At 44.3% G+C, this 19,052-nt stretch carries 18 protein-coding genes; 6 read left to right on the forward strand and 12 right to left on the reverse strand.

Annotated features, from left to right (window positions below):
- Positions 1-186 precede the first annotated feature (186 nt).
- Entirely contained in the window at positions 187-924 is a 738-nt protein-coding gene (locus QUB66_RS11820) for an alpha/beta fold hydrolase (protein ID WP_332967932.1), read from the forward strand.
- A 16-nt stretch (positions 925-940) separates the two neighbouring features.
- The gene (locus tag QUB66_RS11825; RefSeq protein WP_265237806.1) at positions 941-1,141 is read left to right on the forward strand and encodes an ATP-binding protein; all 201 of its coding nucleotides are present in this window, start codon (positions 941-943) and stop codon (positions 1,139-1,141) included.
- A 183-nt stretch (positions 1,142-1,324) separates the two neighbouring features.
- Here the strand turns inward: QUB66_RS11825 and QUB66_RS11830 are convergent, their stop codons facing one another.
- From QUB66_RS11830 to QUB66_RS11845, 4 genes are all read right to left on the reverse strand, one after another.
- On the reverse strand, positions 1,325-1,564 hold the full coding sequence (locus QUB66_RS11830; protein WP_265237763.1) for a FeoC-like transcriptional regulator: 240 nt from the start codon (positions 1,562-1,564) through the stop codon (positions 1,325-1,327).
- Between the two features lie 322 nt (positions 1,565-1,886).
- Positions 1,887-4,226, reverse strand: coding sequence for a Fe(2+) transporter permease subunit FeoB (feoB, locus tag QUB66_RS11835; protein WP_332967933.1), 2,340 nt, complete (start codon positions 4,224-4,226; stop codon positions 1,887-1,889).
- Positions 4,226-4,468: a FeoA family protein gene (locus QUB66_RS11840; protein WP_265237767.1), complete on the reverse strand. Its 243-nt coding sequence runs from the start codon at positions 4,466-4,468 to the stop codon at positions 4,226-4,228. The genes feoB and QUB66_RS11840 overlap by 1 nt, the downstream gene beginning before the upstream one ends.
- A 183-nt stretch (positions 4,469-4,651) precedes the next feature.
- Positions 4,652-5,011: a FeoA family protein gene (locus tag QUB66_RS11845; RefSeq protein ID WP_332967935.1), complete on the reverse strand. Its 360-nt coding sequence runs from the start codon at positions 5,009-5,011 to the stop codon at positions 4,652-4,654.
- A 471-nt stretch (positions 5,012-5,482) separates the two neighbouring features.
- On the opposite strand from QUB66_RS11845, the gene QUB66_RS11850 reads away from it, so the two are divergent.
- Positions 5,483-6,382, forward strand: a complete 900-nt coding sequence (locus QUB66_RS11850) for an alpha/beta fold hydrolase (protein ID WP_332967936.1) — start codon at positions 5,483-5,485, stop codon at positions 6,380-6,382.
- A gap of 53 nt (positions 6,383-6,435) precedes the next feature.
- On the opposite strand, the gene QUB66_RS11855 is transcribed toward QUB66_RS11850, so the two are convergent.
- The 6 genes from QUB66_RS11855 to QUB66_RS11880 form a co-directional block, all read right to left on the reverse strand.
- On the reverse strand, positions 6,436-6,879 hold the full coding sequence (locus tag QUB66_RS11855) for a DUF4079 domain-containing protein (RefSeq protein ID WP_265237773.1): 444 nt from the start codon (positions 6,877-6,879) through the stop codon (positions 6,436-6,438).
- A gap of 225 nt (positions 6,880-7,104) precedes the next feature.
- The gene (locus tag QUB66_RS11860; protein ID WP_265237775.1) at positions 7,105-7,866 is read right to left on the reverse strand and encodes a WecB/TagA/CpsF family glycosyltransferase; all 762 of its coding nucleotides are present in this window, start codon (positions 7,864-7,866) and stop codon (positions 7,105-7,107) included.
- Between the two features lie 429 nt (positions 7,867-8,295).
- A complete protein-coding gene (locus QUB66_RS11865; protein ID WP_265237777.1) occupies positions 8,296-9,666 on the reverse strand; it encodes an O-antigen ligase domain-containing protein in 1,371 nt (456 codons plus the stop codon).
- Positions 9,667-9,771: 105 nt separating this feature from the next.
- Positions 9,772-10,896 (reverse strand): glycosyltransferase family 4 protein, encoded by a 1,125-nt coding sequence (locus QUB66_RS11870; RefSeq protein ID WP_332967938.1) that lies wholly within the window; start codon positions 10,894-10,896, stop codon positions 9,772-9,774.
- A 460-nt stretch (positions 10,897-11,356) separates the two neighbouring features.
- Positions 11,357-12,526: a glycosyltransferase family 4 protein gene (locus QUB66_RS11875; protein ID WP_265237779.1), complete on the reverse strand. Its 1,170-nt coding sequence runs from the start codon at positions 12,524-12,526 to the stop codon at positions 11,357-11,359.
- 1,708 nt (positions 12,527-14,234) lie between these two features.
- The gene (locus QUB66_RS11880; protein WP_332967939.1) at positions 14,235-14,921 is read right to left on the reverse strand and encodes a CPBP family intramembrane glutamic endopeptidase; all 687 of its coding nucleotides are present in this window, start codon (positions 14,919-14,921) and stop codon (positions 14,235-14,237) included.
- A gap of 210 nt (positions 14,922-15,131) precedes the next feature.
- Here QUB66_RS11880 and QUB66_RS11885 point away from each other — a divergent pair, with 210 nt between their 5' ends.
- Positions 15,132-16,721 (forward strand): Hsp70 family protein, encoded by a 1,590-nt coding sequence (locus QUB66_RS11885; RefSeq protein ID WP_332967983.1) that lies wholly within the window; start codon positions 15,132-15,134, stop codon positions 16,719-16,721.
- Between the two features lie 198 nt (positions 16,722-16,919).
- Here the strand turns inward: QUB66_RS11885 and QUB66_RS11890 are convergent, their stop codons facing one another.
- Together QUB66_RS11890 and QUB66_RS11895 are read right to left on the reverse strand one after the other, a co-directional pair.
- Positions 16,920-17,435 (reverse strand): L,D-transpeptidase, encoded by a 516-nt coding sequence (locus QUB66_RS11890; RefSeq protein ID WP_265237782.1) that lies wholly within the window; start codon positions 17,433-17,435, stop codon positions 16,920-16,922.
- Positions 17,436-17,542: 107 nt separating this feature from the next.
- On the reverse strand, positions 17,543-18,181 hold the full coding sequence (locus tag QUB66_RS11895; RefSeq protein ID WP_265237784.1) for a bifunctional 4-hydroxy-2-oxoglutarate aldolase/2-dehydro-3-deoxy-phosphogluconate aldolase: 639 nt from the start codon (positions 18,179-18,181) through the stop codon (positions 17,543-17,545).
- Positions 18,182-18,438: 257 nt separating this feature from the next.
- On the opposite strand from QUB66_RS11895, the gene QUB66_RS11900 reads away from it, so the two are divergent.
- Both QUB66_RS11900 and QUB66_RS11905 read left to right on the forward strand, forming a co-directional pair.
- Positions 18,439-18,756 carry a hypothetical protein gene (locus QUB66_RS11900; RefSeq protein ID WP_332967941.1) on the forward strand — a complete coding sequence of 106 codons (318 nt, stop codon included), beginning with the start codon at positions 18,439-18,441 and terminating at the stop codon, positions 18,754-18,756.
- Positions 18,749-19,012, forward strand: a complete 264-nt coding sequence (locus QUB66_RS11905; protein ID WP_265237788.1) for a type II toxin-antitoxin system RelE family toxin — start codon at positions 18,749-18,751, stop codon at positions 19,010-19,012. Before QUB66_RS11900 ends, QUB66_RS11905 begins: the two co-directional genes overlap by 8 nt.
- The last annotated feature ends 40 nt before the right edge of the window (positions 19,013-19,052 follow it).

Genomic DNA, 19,052 nt, shown 5'->3' on the forward strand with positions numbered 1-19,052 from the left:
TGGTAGGGGCGGGTTTAGTTAAGAGTCTATGATATCACGCAGTTGATCAAGGCAAAACCCGCCCTCTTTCTATTTCCTGATATTTTTTATGCCCACCTAATTAGTAGCGGTAAAGTGCGCATTGCACACCCTACATTCAAACGTTATACTTAAGTCATAAATAACTCGATCTCCAACTTAAAATAGATGAAATTTAGTTCAGATGATGTGCTTTGGTTAAGTGTAAGTCCGAGTTTGCAATGCTTCGATCGATCGCTGCTTTCCTACTTAAACGATTCTGTACCCGTGCAAGTATGGGAATACCAACAAACTGAAGACGAAGCTTGCTCTTTGGATATGGCTGTTGAGCTTTTGCACGATTTTTTAACATTGCGCGATCGCCCAATTCATCTCATTGGTCACAGTACCAGTGGATTAGTTGGTTTAATGTATGCGCGTCGCTATCCTCACAAAGTAAGTTCTTTGGGACTTTTAGGTGTCGGTATACCATCTGCGGTTAATTGGCAAGCACATTACTATACGCATCTTGCAGCTTTTCCCTGGAGTGGGAAACAAGTTTTAACTCAAATGGTTAGCGATATGCTGGGATTCCAAAATCAAAGTATCAATCAAAAATTTATACCATATTTTGAGGATGATTTAGCCTGTTCTCCTTGTCCTCACTCCTTATTTAGGATGAATAATTCCCGCGATGAGGGTGTAGAAGTACCTTTGTTGATATGTAGTAGCAAAACCGATTTTGTGGTATCTCCTATTGTGATGCGACGCTGGTCGAAATTTCTCAAAAAAGGCGATCGGCTTTGGGAATGTCCAGACGGGCGGCATTTTTTCCATCACTTCTATCCAGAACAAGTCGGGGAAGAAATATTAAATTTTTGGCTATCTCTATACAGCCGCCAACCAGTTTTAGATTTTAAATTTTAAGTATCCCATTCCAATGATGACAATTATCGAGGAATCCATACCTGTCGGGAAAGGGACTGGTTTAGGGTTCTCGATTTCCTACCAAATTATTGAGAAGCATGAGGGTAGAATTGAAGTGAATTCCAAAATAGGTCAGGAAGCTGAATTTGCCATTTATTTACCAGTGAAACACCCATCAAACAAGGATTTGGTTGCTGCCGTAGTCGAGAGGAATTAATGATTTCATAGCAATTGTATTTGAGCTATGAACAAGATTTTTTTATTAACCGCAGAGGGCGCAGAGGGCGCAGAGTTAGAGAGGAAAAGGGAGGTTTGGGATTGATGGCGATTGCTGTAGGACAATTGTTGAGTTAGCACCCTGAATTTGTCGAATTTAATGGCAATTTGCAGACACTGGTTCCTATACAGGTGAGGATTTATCGGCATTTACCCAGACATAAATCTCCGTAGCATCGTCAGCGCAACTGTGACATCCGCCGCACTTTTTTGCCTCTGCCATTTTACTGATGCGGCCTTTACGCATCAGGCGGTTGAGCATTCCGCGCAAAGCATCGCCGTCCATCCGAAAATGGAGTTTTAAATCGGCGATAGAAGCTCTTTTATTTTCGGAAATAAACTGTTGAATTTCGCTTAAAATCATGGTTTTTATCCTTTCTTGTCGTAAGATGTTGATGTGAATAGTGGTCGGGTTGGGGCGGGTTTATGAGATTTTTTGTCTTTTCTATAGATGGTTGGTGAACCCGCCCCTACAGGAGCTTGGGATGTTTTTTTTGTGAATTCATTGGTTAATAATTTTAGGGTTTGTAGGGGCGGGTTCACAAACAATTTATGGCAAAAATAAATAATATTGTAAACCCGCCCCCACCCAACAGACTTGTCCGAGTCAATCTATTTTGCACCGGTGCATCGCTGTGAGATTGTGATCTTTCTTTAGGGATTTTCGATGGCGACGCACCCTACAGTTATTGACTTATTGCTTCGCGCCGTTTGGGGCGTTTTGCACCAGCCATTTTTAATCCCGCAAGTGTCAGGGTCATAGCTATTGCCAGTATCACTACCCAAATAACTGAAGATTCTGGATGCTCTGCGTATGTCGCGACTTGATAATAGAGAACTGCAACCCAGTAACCTAAACCAGTAGTCCAAGCAGCCGCAAATATTGTCCAACCTAAGTTAGTTTCGCGGTAAAGCGCAGCCGTTGCGGAGACGCAGGGAAAGTACAGCAATACAAAAAGCAAATAAGCAAAAGCTGCTTGATTGGAACCGAACCGCTGGGACATTTGTCCGTAGGTGCTACCAGAGATACCTTGGTCTTCTTCCGCTTGTTTTTGGTCGGTAATATTAGCAGAATTTAAGCCGAGGGGATCGAAAAGTTGACCGGGAAGTTTTGTAAGATTCTCTGGTATGCTAAAAAATGCTTTGCCGATATTTCCCCAGAAACTAAATTCTTCTTCTTTTTCCGGTTCTCCACTGGCTGCTTTTTGTTCGTCTGCTAGTTGGGTGTACAATGAATCTAAGGTTCCAACCATTACTTCTTTGGCAAATACTCCTGTTAGCAAACCGACGGTGGCGGGCCAGTTTTCTTGGGTGATTCCCATTGGTGTAAATACAGGTGTTGCCGCGCGGCCGACTGCACTAAGAATTGAGTCTTTGCTGTTGTCTTTGCCGAAGGAACCGTCGGTGCCCACTGAGCTCATGAATCCTAGTATAACCACCATGATCACGATCGCAATTCCGGCCTTTTTGATAAAAGCTTGCAATCTATCCCAAGTCCGCAGTAGCACTCCTTTGAGCTTGGGAATGTGGTAGGGCGGGAGTTCCATTACAAACGGTGCAGCTTCTCCTTGCAAAAGGGTATTTTTTAAGATTAGCCCGGTGAGAACTGCGGCTAAAATTCCTAACAGATAAAGTCCTAACACCATGTTTTGACCACCGACTTGGAAGAATGCGCCACAAAATAGGGCGTAAACTGCTAATCTGGCACTACAAGACATGAATGGATTCATCATAATCGTCATTGTGCGATCGCGCTTATTTTCCAATGTCCGCGTCGCCATAATTCCGGGGATGTTGCACCCAAAACCTACCATCATCGGCACAAAGGACTTGCCGGGAAGTCCGACAAATCGCATTAATCTGTCCATAACAAAGGCTGCCCGCGCCATGTAGCCAGAGTCTTCTAGGGCAGACAAACACAAGAACATCATCCCAATTTGGGGAATAAAAGTAGCTGTGGTTTGAATGCCACCGCCAGCACCTTTTGCCAGCAGTCCAATCAACCATCCAGGAGAATTGACGCTTTCTAAAACAGCAGCTAAACCGTCTACAAAAATTGTCCCAAACAAAATGTCAAAAAAGTCAATAAACACTGCGCCAACGTTAATCGAAATGGTGAACATGAAGTACATCACCATCAAGAATACGGGAATACCTAACCAGCGGTTAAGCACAACTTGGTCGATTTTGTCGGAAAGGTTGGTTTTGATTTCCCTGGAACATTCGGTTACGCCTTGGGTGAGGGTGCGGATGTAGGTGTACCGACTGTCGGCGATGATAATATCCAAGTCGTCATCGAGGGTTTCGTGGACTCTGCGGCGGTGCGGGACGACTATTTTTTCTAATTCTGTATTTGCGAGTTCCGGGGCGACCTCATCCTGGTATTCTAGGAGTTTCAGGGCTGTCCAGCGGGCATCGACGTTGCGATTTGGGCTGTGTTTTTCGATGTGCGGGATGAGTTGGGCGATCGCATCTTCGATCGCAGCCGGATAAGCGACATAAGCAGATGGTACGATCGGCTTTTGTAGCGCCTTATTCACAGCATCCCGCAGCAGTGGCAATCCGTCATTTGACGCAGCACTCATTGGCACTACCATACAGCCGAGGCGTTCTGCGAGTTTGCTAACATCAATTTTGGTATCTCGTTCTTTGGCAACATCCATCATATTTAGCGCTACTATCATGGGCACACGCATCTCTAAAATTTGGGTGCTGAGATACAAATTTCGCTCTATATTGGAAGCATCAACAATATTAATAATTACATCAGCTTCGCGAGATAGCAAATAATCTCGCGCTACCAATTCGTCAAGGCCAGTATCTCCGTCTTCAGCATCAAGAGAATAAACCCCTGGCAAGTCAACGATAGTAATTGGTAAACCATCGTGAGTATATTTTCCCTCTTTGCGTTCGACGGTGACACCAGGCCAGTTGCCCACTCGCTGGTTAGCACCTGTCAAAGCATTAAATAAAGTAGTTTTACCACAGTTGGGATTACCCACCAATCCAATAATTTGCTTAGCCATTATTTCACCTCCTCTACAAATAGAGTTTTTGCTTCATCTTTGCGTAAACTGAGTTTGAAACCCCGCACTAAGATTTCTACGGGATCTCCCAGAGGTGCGTGGCGAGTAACAGTGAATTCGGTTCCCGGTGTCAATCCCATTGCTAACAATTTGCCTTTATAAGCGCGGGCTGTTTTCTCATAGCCAACCACTTTTGCGGTGCTGCCAACAGCTAAATCTCCCAGTTGTTTCTTCTCGTTCATTTCTTTTTTTGATTCAGTCTAAATTTGTACAAATTCAATCAAAGTCTTGAATGTAACAACCCTCTCAGCATTTGTGAATATCTCTCTTTTCTCTTCCTCTGTGCCCTCTGCGCCCTCTGCGGTTAATAAAAAAAATCTTGTTCACAAATGAAATAAGATTGCTGTAGATTTATGGCAATTCCCTTAATTCGTGCACATAATTTTCTGTGCCATACCCGCCCCCAAACCGATGCGATTGTCGCCTATTGCCACAATCACTGAACCGCCAGAATTGCTGATGATTTGAACTTCGATACCGGAGACAAATCCCATGCCGATGAGGCGACGCACAGTGCCTTCTGAACCCTTGAGTTTGACTATCCGCAGCTTGTCGCCGATGCTTGCCATTGCTAGCGGAAATGATTTAGTCTGAGATGAGTCTGGTTGAGCTTCTATGCTGCTGTCTTCGGTTTGAGAGACTTCTGGTGTCTCGCCGTAAAAGGTAAAACCCTTGAACTGTGAGGGGTTTGACTCTTGGTTCTGTTGGCTGTATGGTTGGTTCATCTGTTTTGGAAGTCGATCGACTTTAATAACAAGTTGTCTGGCTTGCTGGTACGATCGACTTGAGATATATTCTCAATACGATCGATAGACAATCGCAGATAGGGATAAATTTCCCGTTCTAGCGCACTCTTTAGCCTTGAATATTTGTGAAGCTATTCCCAGCGCCTAGACACTAGACGGGTTTTTGGCCGGTTCCTAGTTTTAATCTCTCTGGCGCTAGATGCTGATTTGCGCTTTAACTGCAAGCAAGTAAGACTTACTGCCCTTAAGCATAGTAAACTAAAAAATAATTATTGGCAACAATTCTCAAATATTTTATCAGATACCAGCAAACTCATCCTTAAGTCAGGCTGAGCGATACTTAAGTAGCGATCGACCTAAATACTTAAATAAGGGCGATCGAGCATATACTTAAGTCTTAGGGCGATCGCGGGAGCACCTGCGCTACGAATTCACAATTTATCAAGCATTATGCCAGCAAGTTTTCTCCCAAAGTCGATCGCACAACTCACAGAATCCACCTCAATCGGCTTAGCCCAAAGCATTCAACAGTCAGCAATTACAACGAGTCTAACTTCCGAACCAATTGCCACAACCTACGTGCATCAAGGCAGCGGAAACACACCTATTTTGCTAATTCACGGCTTCGACAGTTCCGTGTTTGAATATCGCCGTCTGTTACCGCTTCTAGCCAAAAAAAATGAGACTTGGGCAATTGACTTGTTAGGTTTTGGCTTTACAGAAAGAGTGGCAGGTTTGCCATTCAGTCAAAAGGCGATTGGAAGTCATCTATACTATTTCTGGAAAACGCTAATTTCGCAACCAGTAATCTTAGTTGGCGCGTCGATGGGAGGTGCAGCAGCAATAGACTTTACCCTAAATCATCCCGAAGCAGTCAAAAAATTAGTATTAATAGACAGTGCAGGTTTTGCGATCACTCCTAATAAGGGTAAATTTTTAATTCCTCCTTTAGGAACTCTAGCAACTTCCTTTTTGCGAAACCCTAAAATTCGTCAAAAAATTAGCGTCAATGCTTATTTCGACGAAACCTTAGCTTCTGTAGATGCACAAACTTGCGCTGCTTTGCACTTGGAAATGCCCAACTGGAATCAAGCTTTAATTGCGTTTACCAAAAGCGGCGGTTACGGCGGTTTTGGGAAAAAACTTTCCCAAATTCAGCAGCAGACCTTGATTTTGTGGGGAAAACAAGATAGAATTTTAGGGATTGCGGATGCAGAAAAGTTTAAAAGTGCGATCGTAAATTCTAAACTAATTTGGATACCCGACTGCGGGCACGTTCCCCACTTAGAAAAACCGCAAATTACCGCTCAACATATCTTAGATTTCACAGCTAAAGCAGCAGGTTTGTAGTAGGGACTTCAGTCGAATTAAAACTTTGAGGACTGAAGTCCTGACTACAAACGTTAAACTTTTGGTAAATATTTTTGTACAATAGTCCATCCTGTGAGCAACACAATCACAAATCCCCCAAACAAAGCCAAATTAGCGCCAATATGAAGGGGACGCGCCCAAGGATGTTTAGGGCCAATTTGCAGCCCGCTACCAACCGAAACCAACACCAAAGCCACAACAGCTAACCCCGCTGGTAAATGAGCCGAGTGACCCAAATTGCCGTAGTATCCCAGCGTACCGACTACGCCAATTCCCAACAATAAAATTACCAAAGTCGCCATCCCCGTACCAGTCGCCAAATGAAAGGGACGCAGCCATTTCGGGCGCGGCTGTTTCGTACTGCGGGCGGCAAACATCCAGGTTCCAGTAACGGCCAGCAACAGGTAAGCTAACAGGGAAACGCCCATTGACCAAGCTGCTATTTTCCACAACCACAAGAAAGAAGGCAAATTCATGATTTAAATCCCTAGTTAGGGATTTGCAAGAAAGGTTTCCTTTCGATTTTACCTGGATTTGAAACCAAAAATGAATATTTTTGGCAGAAAGGGCGATCGCACTTTCCACAGATTCCATCCGTCTGGGGCTGAATTTAAACGCCCGATATCATACTCGGATTCATTGACCTTATTGATTTGTAGATCCAGTGTTTTGGAACCGCCTTTCCATTCTAGCTTCGTGGTTTAACTATCAACGAAAGGCATTTTATAAAACCCTAATTTTTGTTCTACTATTAATCTAAAAAATGGCAGACCTTCTATCAAATATCTTCTCCACAACCTTCTTGGTTCGCTTAACAGTCGGTACGCCCATTCTATACCGACTTCGCTCATCCATTTGGGAGATCTTGCTTTGCAACCAGCTTCAAAATCAATGGTTGCACCTACGGCTAAGAAAACTTTCACGTGTGTGAATTTGCTCCTATATTTAACCAGCCACTTCTCTTGCTTAGGCGCTCCCACTCCTATAGCCAGAACTGTAGCTCCTGATTGATTGATCGCCTCAATTATTGCCTCACACTCTGCCTCATTTTTTTCAAAGCCAAAAGAAGGAGAAAGTGCTTCAACCACTATTTCTCTACCAATTTTTTGATTGATTTTTTCCTGGGCTTTCTTAGCAATTCCGACCGCAGCTCCTAGCAAAAATATTTTAATTTCCTCGTGATCTTTGTGATACATATAAAATGCCGGAAACAAGTCAGAACCAGAAATCTTTTCCTTGATAGGAGTACCCAAAAACTTTAAGGCATACATCAAGATTTGACTGTCGCAGACTCTATAACTAGATGTATTATAAGCTTCATAGAAGTCGCGGTCATATTGCAACTTAATTAAGTGGTCTACATTGGGTGTAAATACGACACCGCCTTCATCGTCTAGTTTTTCAAACAACTCTAAAATCGTAAAGTTATCTATCACTATGTTCAATAAATTAACTGTTTTCATTTTTGTTATTCCCATCCAGCCTTAATATTCAACTACAAGTCAAACAATAACCCACACTATACCAAGAGTGTTTTTACTACTTGGGCGTGGGGGTGAATATACTTTCTTTAGTATATCTCCCTACAGCCTACCTGTCGAGTCAGGATTTTTAAAGATTCTGTAAAGAATCTGCTCGTTTTAGCAAACAGTATATAAACCCAGTTCGGTTTACAACTCGTAACACAGTTTCAATAAAAACACAATTCCGTGCTAATATTTGAACCCTTGCTAATTAATGTAATCAATATTCTTTTACACTAATTTTGATCGACTGAGAAAGAGATCGCAACTCCCGAACTAGATTTAATACAAAGGTGGTAGATTTTTAAAGTTTTCTATCTAGAAAATGCAAGAGATTTTCCAGCTTTGAGCGCGCTCAAAGCTGGAAAATTAGGATGATTTTTGGTGAACTAGCGACTGTCTTCTTGGCGGCGAAATGGTTTTCTTGGCCTTAAGACTTTCTGGAGCTTTTAAAACCAGACCCGATATTCCTCCAGCAATGAGCGCAAAAATCGGGTTAGTCATAGCGTTCAACACACAGTCAAACATATACATAGTTAAGGCTACTCCCAGGACCGCAGCGGGCGCTACTTTGGGATTAGACCAGGTTCTGGCGGGATACTTGAACAGGCAAAAGACGATAACAGGAAGTAACAATGAAGAAAATAAACTAGCTAAACCGACTGCACCGTTAGTACCAAATGCAATAATCCACAAGCTGTCGGTGACCGAGATATCTGTACCGTACTGGTTGTACACGCGGTTTCCGCCCGAATCCCCCCAGCCAAAAAGAAATTTTTGCCGCGCTTTTTCCCCCAATATCTCTTCCATGTCAAATCTAAACTTCAGAGAGGCGGCTCGTTCTTCTCCAAATATGGGATTGACAACAGCCATCACGTCTTTGCTCGAAAATTGACCCGATGCGGCTACGTACAGATAAAACGCTATATATCCAATTACCAATAGCAGCGGTAAAGAAGTGCGAAACCACTTGGCAGAAAATAATATGAACAACGCGATCGCAAATAAACTGTAGGCGCCAGTAGAACGGCACAGAAAAAAAGCGATAGTTAATACAATTGCTAGAGTCTTAATGCTTTTGCCCTGAAACTTTTTGAGCGTCCCAGTTTGCCAGAGCCAAACTGCGATTAAGGCGGCTGTCATCATCCACATTCCCACCATCAAACCGTGCTGCATAAACACTACGGGTCTCCACCCGCCCATACGCCTTGCTTGACCCCAGTCCTCAAAGGCATTGACGCCGTAAACCATTTGGTGCAGAATTGGGCCCTTAACCCCTTCAAGTAAAGTAAAAGGAATGTAGGCCAACCCACCTGCAAAAATCCCGATCGCCAATTGTCGCAGCCCGTCTAAACTACCCATATACAACCGTCCCAAAAAATAAGGCAGACCCCAAGTAACGATTTGGTTGAAAGTCGGAGAAATCGGGCTGCCACCATTAGTAAGTTGTGAAATAATTGGAGACAAACAGCAAATTACCATTGGCACATCCAGCCAACCAAGCTTAAATTTGGTGATGCGCTCAGTATCGTAGATAATCACACCCAGCAAAATGGCGTAGCAAGATGCCGAAACTTTGGTATACGCCGGAAATAGGGGGATGGGATAAGAAACTTGTGGTAAAAACAGCCACGCTGCCACAAAAGTGATAATTACTGCCCGCTGAGTCGGAAACCTCACAAACAAGTAAAGAACGACCGGAATCAAACCGAACATAGTAATTGGGATTAATATAGCCATATGTTTTTTGTCGCAGTAAAATGGTAGAAAGACTACTTTATTTCCCGGATCTAAATTCTAGCTCTTACGATCGCCCAACCCCAATCTTTTAAATCCACCTCTATTTTACGGCTTGTCCGTTAATTGTGACTGACCTTCCAGTGCCGTGTACAGTGCAGCCTCGAAGAGATCAGTTGCATCTTCCCAGGTATAATTAATCACCATCTCCAAAGCGGTCTCGGACATTGCCCGCCATTCGGCATCAGACAACTGACAAATCTGCTCGATCGCTTTTGCCATATCCTCTGGGTCTTCTGGCTTGACAAGTATTCCACCCCCACCAGCGAGGAGTTCCGGAGCCGCGCCAGCAGGAGTGCCGATGACTGGAGTGCTACAAGCCATCGCTTCTAAAATTGGCAAGCCGAAGCCTTCGGTGCTGCTGGCAAACAGCCAAGCATCGCATTTGCTGTAAAGTTCTTTGAGTTCGTCTTGACTAGGTATCCTATGATACTCACTATTCTGCTGCAACAAATCTGGAGGAGGGGTTTCGCCGGAACCAAAGGCAACTAAACGAAGGTTAGGGATTCTTGCAGCCGCTAGCTTGAAAGCTTTAATGGCAAGAGCAGAGCCTTTCCAAGGAGCTATAGAATAGTACATCCCGACTGTGGGAACTGACTGCTTGCCTCGCGGCTGCCCCGATTTCCGCGACTGAGGATCGTGAAACTGTTCGGTATCCACGGTTGGTGGGACGAGAGATACAGACAAATTCTTAAATTCATTCCTAGCCTTGTCTTCCAGCCACTTAGCCACGGCAATTTTGTGCATCGGCAGCCACCAAGTTGCATCTACTCGATCTTTTGGTGTGTAGTCAAAAGCCTCGTAGTGTTGGAGAAAATATACTTTCGCTCCTTTGCTCGGGGAGAGTTTAGACACCCACTCAGCAGTTTCCCACCAAGTAGCCATGATAATATCGGCATCAGGTACGTCAATGTCGGTAACTGGACGGCAGGTTTCGATCACTCGACTTTCGACATCTACATTGTCAAAATAAGACCATTTTTTCAGCGAAGTGGGTTCCCAACCCTTACCTCTGAGCACAGAGAGCAATTGTTCTATCAAACTTGGTCGTTCCGGGGGTGTAGAGACGATAAATATTGTGTGTCCTCGCTTTTGGAGAATTTTTGTGTAGATAGATAAAACTCTCATGCCACCTGTAAGAGCAAGGGTAGGAAGGACAAAAGTAATTTTCATAAACTAGGTAGATGTAGAAGATCAAAACTGGTTCCTCAAACTTCTCGATCGTAGTTCGTTCAAACTTATGAGTCTCTTTTTGGCTTTACTGCAAGGTGTAGGTGAATGTTGGAGGCGATCGTAACTTGATAGTAGAGCCGACCTTACTTGGTCGTCAGGGACTTTTTCTCAATCAGAAATCGGGAGATGTTTGAGGACTAGACCAGTCTAACCTGTAACGGCGTCAGCTTTAAAACATCTGTTGAACTAGGCTTGAGATTTTGGCCAGCGGTAAGATTGAACCAGTCTTTTAGGTAGATGCGGTCAGAAGTCGTGTCGAGACTGTTGGGTAGAAAACAGGACACGGGCGATATGAGTTTTAGCAGAAGCACCCCACCAAACGATAATTGAGTTCTTACGCAGAATCCCGCGCTCGCTTGACTACCGCAGAATTTCAAATTGCTGCTGTTAAGATCAAAGCTTAACTTTTTCCGGCGCCGCTGCCGACGCCGCATAGTGCTGCTTCGGCATAGTAGGGAGAACAGGAAACTATGTTAACGTCACGCTGTTGAGATTTCTCTACAGCAACTTTCAATCCTGCTTCAAAATGCTCCGTGGCATCTTCCCAAGAGTAATTGATGACCTTAGCATAGGCGGCTTCGGACATGGCTTGCCACTCGGCATTGGACAACTGACAGATAGATTCTATGGCTTTTGCCATTTCTTCGGGATCTTCTGGTCTTACAAGTATGCCAGTACCGCCACTCAGAATTTCAGGAGCAGCGCCTGCTGGGGTACTGATGACGGGAGTGCGGCACGCCATCGCTTCGATAATTGGCAAGCCGAAGCCTTCAGAGCGACTCGCCAGCAGCCACGCATCGCATTTGCTGTAAGAGTCTTTGAGTTTGTCTTGGTCGGGTTGAATTATATACTCGGCATTGGCCGGTAGCGGCAATTCGGAGGATGGGGCATCTACACCGAAGGCAACCAGACGCAGGTTGGGAATTTTTTCAGCAGCTAGGGAAAAAGCTTTCAGGGCGATGTCGGTTCCTTTCCAGTAAATTGTAGAGTACATCATGCCAATTGTCGGAACCGATTGTTTGTGGCGAGGACAGGCATAAAATTGCTTGGTGTCAACGCTCGGAGGAGCTAAGGAAACTTGGCGATCGCCGTATTTAGTCCGAGCTAGGTCAACTAACCAGTCAGAGATCGTAATTTTGTGCATGGGCAGCATCCAAGTTGCTTCAACTCTACCTTCAGGTAGATAGTCAAAAACTTCATGGTGCTGGATAAAATAAGCTTTTGCTCCTTTGCTGGGAGAGAGTTTTGCTACCCACTCGGCTGTTTCCCACCAGGTGGCAACTACTACGTCAGCGTTAGGTACATCTTTGTCTTCTATGGGGCGCCAGCGATCGATAATTTTGTGTTCTACACTCAAATTATTGAAAAATGATGGCTCGTTTTCAGGTGTCGAAATCCAACCCCTTCCCCGCAGCAGCGACTTGGCTTGCTGGCGCAGACTCGGTTGAACATGGGGTACAGAGATGACGAACACCGAGTGTCCTCGTTGTTTCAAGAGTTCTGCGAAAATAGATATTACTCGAATTCCACCAGTCAGACACAGAGTAGGAAGAACAAAGGTGATTTTCATGTTTAACTCCCGCTAAAGAATCCGACTCGGTTTCGGCACTGCGATGAGTGCGCTTTGTGAGAGCCGACAGGAAAGAGGGGCGGGTGAAGATTAATTACCACTTTCCCGGTGTGTACATAGAATCAAACCTAGGGACTGTTCGCAACACCCCAGTATCGATCCACAATGTCGCGGTCATTCAATTTATAGTAATGATTGATTCGATCCTGAAACAGTTCCTGTAGGGAGATTATTTGATGTCTGCGAAAGTTACTTCTAAAGACAGATACCCGCTCTGACAGCAGCTTTTTTTGCTACCAATACGAAGTTATAAATACTTCGTGTCTAACATAACATCACTTGCTTATCTTACCGACAGAGAGGTACGGTAAACCGAAATTCACCCAACTTTAGCATTGGGTAAAGGTAGCCATCGTCACAATATTCCGCAGATGAAAATCGCGGTCAAAAAAACTTTATACTAAAAACAACTAGATGCAATTTTTGTAAGGATTCAGGTCTAACAACTTGCGGCTCCAACGCTTGTCTGGCAAGGGTTTTAGGGCAAAATAAGGGCTTTTGTCCTGATCTGTTGATTCTCAATAAATGACGAAAAACTGTCATTTTTCGTCATTTATTGAGAATAGAAATTTATTTAGCATCAAGCTCCAGAGCTAAAGTCTTTGCCCAGCAAGGATTTCAGTGACCTGAATTCTTACCAATTTTTTAATTTTAAAATATGGATTTTCGATAGCTCCCATAGCTATAAATATGACTCGTTGACTGTGCTTTTTGAGTGACTATACGTACAGTCAGTATTGCTTAAAAATATGATATTTTTTCGGGATTAAGAGATGGTTATTGGCTCAACTACCTGCACAGGTGCGAGCTAATCCAGAAAGGGATCGCGGGAATCACAGTCATGGATAGACTAATCAGGAAAAAAACCTGTTTTTTTGACTATCCCTCGCTCTCTTGTCGTAGAGGTGTGAAAAAACCGTTTGATGCGTCCGGCACTGCTTGAAAAGGTAGGTTTTGTAATCGCGACAGAACATAGAGTTTCATCGGTATCAATTTAATTAACTGCCTGAGTTTGGCAGTTGTTAATGGCAGGCGATCGCCTGAAAGCATCCCCAAAAGTGACTGCCACTTCTCCACCGAGTATGTAACGTGCGGAAATCCTGTCTAAGTAATTACCGCAAAAACCAAGTTCCGTAAATTATCAAATGATCGTGTAGAAATCAAAGAAATTCTCAGGATACAGTGAGATAGATCATGGCAACCTTGACTCTTAAGTAGTAGGCCCAGCTTAGCGGTATGTATCAAACGAGTTCGCTTACAAAAAAATCCTGTTATGAAAGAATCATTTTTCCTGAGTTGGCGATTCCGAATCACAATCGGCGTACTTTTGGGCGTTGTGCTGCCGATGCTTGCAGCGATATGGTTTACCAGTTTTCACATAGTTAGCATTATGCGCTCGCCAGCGCAACAAAATCTATGATTTAAAACAGATATTTTAACACAAAGCATCTCTCAATGGGAACAAATTAGGTTTAAATTGTGGCGCAGCATCAGTCTAAATCCCAGCAGAGCCGAATAAGGTTGAGTTAAGACAGTCCCGCAGTCATAACGATGTGAAAAATAGACACGGAGATTGCTCTGGGGCGCGATCGCTGCGGACAAAAAGTGTTAAAAATCGCGTATTGGGCTATAGTTGCTAAAAAAGTGGCTAGTTAAAGAGGATTTGCCAAGCAATAATTGCCAGGGCTAAATCTGCGATCGCGTGGCTGATATAACTTGACCAAAGCGAACGGTAAGTCAGATAACAGTGCGACCAAATTATCCCGGCGGTGAAGACTGCTAATGAGCCTAAAATTACGGCGCGCCAGTCGCTGTAGGCTGCGATTACAATAATGTGGTGGAGCGTGAAAAATAGTGAACTGAGAAATATTGCTGTTTTTCCCGGTATCAGAATCTGGCATTTGTTGCAGACAAACCACCGCCAAGTAAATTCTTCAATTAGCGAGTTGACTAGCACAAAATATGCTTCAATCATCAAGTAAATATTAGGGCTGCTAATACCCAATTGCTGCGCTTTTTCTTTGGCAGCTACCGGATCGATCCAGTGCTGACCGAAAAGGCTGTAGATACCCACAATCACCGCAAACATGAATATTCCCCAAATAGCTCCAGACAGCAATTCTCGGCGGTTGGGGAGGGAGAAACGCAGGTGAACGCGATCGACTAAAACAGACCATGCGATCGGAAAAACCAGCAACCAAACTTGACACAAGGCTGACAGTGTTTGTCCCCAGCTTCCGGCAATATATAATGCTGTTACTGCACCAATACTGGCGGCAGGGACAAGCAGTGTGAGAGCTAAGAGTGCTGTTTTGCGATCGCCATTATCCAGCATTTTTTACGCGACATTTGAAAAATTGTATTGAGATCGAAGGTAAAAGCTTTGCTGCTGCGGACAAGGGAGTTTTGTGCCGCTTATCAAAGTGGCGTGCCTTTTCAGTTGCAACAAAATGTTCATGTAAGAACATTTCGATCGCCTGTTTGCATTTGCGGCTCAAAATACCATAATATAATCTAATCCCTAATAGCTGTGTATTTTGGCCCAATGACGATCGCCATTGACTTTGGAACTAGCAACACCGTCGTCGCTCGCTGGAATCAGGCCATCCAGCAGCCAGAAACTTTGAAATTACCGGGATTGTCGGCAATCTCGGCTCAAAACCCGCCCCTAATTCCCAGTTTGCTCTACGTTGAGGACGCTGCTCAAAATAAAGTTATTCTCGGTCAGCAAGTCCGCGACAAAGGCCTTGATTTGAGTGGAGATTCTCGGTTTTTTCGCAATTTTAAGCGGGGAATTGGCACTTCGGTGCAGGGTTTTGTGCCGGAAATTGACGGGCAAATTGTTGATTTTGAACGAGTAGGTGAATGGTATTTGAGCCAAATTGTCAACTCAATTCGTGAACTCCCCTTGCCGGTAGATTCTTTAATTTTTACTGTGCCGGTAGATAGTTTTGAAGCTTACCGCCATTGGTTGGGTAAAGTGTCTGAATCTCTGCAAGTAGAACAGGTGCGGATGTTGGACGAACCGACGGCGGCTGCTTTGGGTTACGGTTTAGCCGATCGCGAAATTTTGTTAGTCATTGATTTCGGCGGCGGAACTCTCGACCTTTCTTTAGTGCGCCTGGACATTTCTGCTGGCAAAAAGCCCCTGGGTTTTCTGCTGAAATGGGGCGAAAAATTATTAGCTGAATCTTCGGCACAAAAGGCAAAAGTAGCCAGGGTTTTGGCTAAGGCCGGACAAAATTTGGGCGGTTCTGATATTGATAATTGGCTGGTTGACTATTTTGTTAAAACGCAAAAGCTAGCAAAATCTCCGATTACAACGAGATTGGCAGAACGGCTAAAAATTCAGTTATCTTTGGTAAATAAGGCGAGTGAGGTTTATTTTGATGATGAAAATTTTGAAAGTTACGAATTAGAATTAGACCGTGACGGCTTTGAATCTATCCTCGCCGAACATCAGTTTTTTGACAACCTCGACGAGTGCATGAATCAAGTATTGCAGCAAGCGCGCCGCCAAGGTTTAGAAATTGGCGACATCGATGCAGTTTTGCTCGTTGGCGGTACCGTACAAATTCCCGCCGTAAAGCGTTGGGTTGAGCAATATTTCGAGCCGGCAAAGATTCGGTGCGACAAACCCTTTGAGGCGATCGCCCAAGGTGCTCTACAACTGAGTCAAGGCATAGAAATCAAAGATTTTCTCTATCACAGTTACGGAATTCGCTACTGGAACCGCCGCGAAAATTGCCACAGTTGGCACAGTTTAATTAAATCGGGCCAGTCTTATCCGATGAGCGAACCGGTAGAATTAGTCTTGGGAGCTTCTTTAGAAAATCAGCCGAGTATTGAATTAATTATCGGTGAATTGGGAGCGGAAACTGGCGGGACGGAGATCTATTTTGATGGCGATCGTCTGATTACTCGCCAAATCGCGGGCCAAACCTCGGTACAGCCGCTAAATGACAAAGACGGAGCTCGCAGTATCGCGCAATTGACGCCGCCGGGGTATCCGGGGGGCGATCGCATCAAAATCTTCTTCCGCGTGGACGAACAGCGATTTTTGCGGATTACTGTGGAAGATTTGTTGACGAATGAAACGTTGTTGGAGGATAAACCAGTGGTGCAGTTAAGTTAGGAATTAAGCACGCCTAAAAAAACCAGAACTGATGAACTCCGACCAAGAAACCGGGTTTTTTACCGAATCTGCGGGCTGTAACTAAGTATTTCGCAAAAAACCCGGTTTCTGACTACCCATGCGTCAGTCCTAATAGTGTTTGACTATGCCCAATGCCCAATGCCCAATGCCCAATGCCCAATGCCCAATGCCCTAAACCTAAGATTTGTGCACCACCACCGGCGTCCCCACCGAGGCCCAATTGAACAGCCATTTAGCGTGATTTACAGCTACATTCGTGCAGCCGTGAGTGACGGGATTGCCAAACAAATTGTGCCAGTAAGCGCCGTGAATTGCCATGCCTCCGTCGTAATACATTGTATAGGGAACGTCGGGCACATCGTAGTCCGGCCCAGTCATTCTAGCAACGCGGTATTTGGTTTCAACGGCAAAGGTTCCCGTGCGGGTGGGAGTCGATGATTTGCCGCTGGAAATGGTCACTGCATAAACAGGTTGATTTCCTTCCCAAGCTATTAATCTTTGTCTTGACAAATCAATTTCTATCCAGCGCTGACTTGATTGCTGCAACTGCATAATTCTATTGGCAATTTTGTTGTGCTGCGAACTGGCAATTGCAGGATTTTGTCCCCCAGAAAATGCAGCAACTGTTAGGGCGCAAGCGGCTAAGAAAGTTCCGCAGCGGCGGAAGTAAGTTGAGTTGATAATGCTGTTCATTCCTCACACCTAAGACGATTTTAGATTTTAGATTTTAGATTTGGAAAGTTTCACACATTGTACTATTTTAGATTGTAGATTATAGATTTTAGATTGGGAAAGAGAGGTTAACTAATTGTTAACTTTTGGGTAAGAGTTTGGGCAATTTGGACGATCGCCCGCCAATCTCGATTTTCTACTAAGTGTTTCGGAAATAAGTCTCCGGCCAAACCAACGGCGATCGCCCCAGCGTCAATAAATACCTTCGCATTTTCCACTGTCACCCCGCCAGTGGGAATCAAAGGAATGTGTCCCAGAGGGCCTTGCAGGCTTTTCAGGTAAGCTGCGCCTCCCAAACCGGATATCGGAAACACTTTAACGCAGGTAGCGCCTGCTTGCCACGCCGTCACAATTTCCGTGGGAGAAAAAGCACCAGGGACGATCGGCACTCCGGCATCAACTGCTGTTTTAATCATAGCTAAATCTGTGTGCGGAGTAAACAAAAATTGAGCGCCGCAATCTATGGCTTCCTGTAACTGTTCTAAGTTTAATAAAGTCCCAGTACCAATACTAAAAGTAGGAAATTCCGAGCGGAGTTCGGCAATTAATTCAGCAGCTTTGTGGGTGTTCCAAGTAATTTCAATAAACACAAATCCGCCTGCTGCTACCGCTGATGCCATCTGCCAAGCGAGTTCCTTTTCGGAGGAACGGATGACTGCGATCGCCCGGTGTTTTTTTAGTTGTGTCAACCAAGATTGATGATTCATGCGATTTGAAATTTTAGATTTAAGATTGAGAATCAATAGACCTCTTGCATGAAATTTTGATAGAGCCGATCAACCGCAGATACTAGGCAGATGCACGCAGATCAACGCAAATAGTTTCAAGAGGTGACTTTAGCCAAAGGTCTACTAATGATTATTATGGTATGGTTTGGAACATGGGCATACAGTTGCTTTTTTTGGGGAAATTAGTATCATTCTAACTAGGATATAATTTTAGTACACATTACAAACTTCGATATATGCCAAACTACAATATGCGCGGCGTTCAATTTTTAACCGATAATCTAGGCAACAAAACCGCTGCAATTGTTGACCTCAAAGAACACAGCGATTTCTGGGTTGATGTGTTGGCTGAATGCGGTGAACCGACAGACTTTCAGTTTTTAGTTGACGGCGAAGGCGAAAAAATTGCGGTGGTGCTCGAATTTGAGAAGCACGGCGAACTCTGGGAGGATGTTTATGACTCTTTGACCATTGAATCTAGAAAAGATGAACCAAGAGTTCCCTGGGAAGAAGTTAAGCAGCAGCTTGAGAAAAAGGGTATGTTGAATGTCTGATTACTTGGTCATTACTGCACGTTCGGCTCAAAAAGACCTGGATGCTCTGCCCGTTGAAATCAGCAGCCGAATTTATCCCCAGATAAATGCTTTAGCAAGTGTCCCGCGCCCGCCGGGGTGTCTCAAGTTAAAGGGGGAGAAAAATGGTTGGCGAATTCGGATTGGTGATTACAGGGTAATCTACACCATTGATGACGACAGCCGCACGATCGATATCAGTAAAGTTCGTCACCGGCGAGAAGTTTATCAAGGGTGAAGTTCAAGTTCGGTTACATACAAATGATACAGTGCGATCG

Source organism: Microcoleus sp. A2-C3 (assembly GCF_036706065.1).
GTDB lineage: Bacteria > Cyanobacteriota > Cyanobacteriia > Cyanobacteriales > Microcoleaceae > Microcoleus.

Bases quoted from the DNA above. Each gene is read 5' to 3' on its own strand.
- QUB66_RS11895 (WP_265237784.1), bottom strand. From the start codon at position 18,181: ATGAATCATCAATCTTGGTTGACACAACTAAAAAAACACCGGGCGATC.
- QUB66_RS11860 (WP_265237775.1), bottom strand. From the start codon at position 7,866: ATGAAAACAGTTAATTTATTGAACATAGTGATAGATAACTTTACGATT.
- QUB66_RS11830 (WP_265237763.1), bottom strand. From the start codon at position 1,564: ATGATTTTAAGCGAAATTCAACAGTTTATTTCCGAAAATAAAAGAGCT.
- QUB66_RS11870 (WP_332967938.1), bottom strand. From the start codon at position 10,896: ATGAAAATTACTTTTGTCCTTCCTACCCTTGCTCTTACAGGTGGCATG.
- QUB66_RS11825 (WP_265237806.1), top strand. From the start codon at position 941: ATGACAATTATCGAGGAATCCATACCTGTCGGGAAAGGGACTGGTTTA.
- QUB66_RS11905 (WP_265237788.1), top strand. From the start codon at position 18,749: ATGTCTGATTACTTGGTCATTACTGCACGTTCGGCTCAAAAAGACCTG.
- feoB (WP_332967933.1), bottom strand. From the start codon at position 4,226: ATGGCTAAGCAAATTATTGGATTGGTGGGTAATCCCAACTGTGGTAAA.
- QUB66_RS11885 (WP_332967983.1), top strand. From the start codon at position 15,132: ATGACGATCGCCATTGACTTTGGAACTAGCAACACCGTCGTCGCTCGC.
- QUB66_RS11890 (WP_265237782.1), bottom strand. From the start codon at position 17,435: ATGAACAGCATTATCAACTCAACTTACTTCCGCCGCTGCGGAACTTTC.
- QUB66_RS11855 (WP_265237773.1), bottom strand. From the start codon at position 6,879: ATGAATTTGCCTTCTTTCTTGTGGTTGTGGAAAATAGCAGCTTGGTCA.
- QUB66_RS11900 (WP_332967941.1), top strand. From the start codon at position 18,439: ATGCCAAACTACAATATGCGCGGCGTTCAATTTTTAACCGATAATCTA.
- QUB66_RS11820 (WP_332967932.1), top strand. From the start codon at position 187: ATGAAATTTAGTTCAGATGATGTGCTTTGGTTAAGTGTAAGTCCGAGT.
- QUB66_RS11840 (WP_265237767.1), bottom strand. From the start codon at position 4,468: ATGAACGAGAAGAAACAACTGGGAGATTTAGCTGTTGGCAGCACCGCA.
- QUB66_RS11880 (WP_332967939.1), bottom strand. From the start codon at position 14,921: ATGCTGGATAATGGCGATCGCAAAACAGCACTCTTAGCTCTCACACTG.
- QUB66_RS11875 (WP_265237779.1), bottom strand. From the start codon at position 12,526: ATGAAAATCACCTTTGTTCTTCCTACTCTGTGTCTGACTGGTGGAATT.
- QUB66_RS11845 (WP_332967935.1), bottom strand. From the start codon at position 5,011: ATGAACCAACCATACAGCCAACAGAACCAAGAGTCAAACCCCTCACAG.
- QUB66_RS11865 (WP_265237777.1), bottom strand. From the start codon at position 9,666: ATGGCTATATTAATCCCAATTACTATGTTCGGTTTGATTCCGGTCGTT.
- QUB66_RS11850 (WP_332967936.1), top strand. From the start codon at position 5,483: ATGCCAGCAAGTTTTCTCCCAAAGTCGATCGCACAACTCACAGAATCC.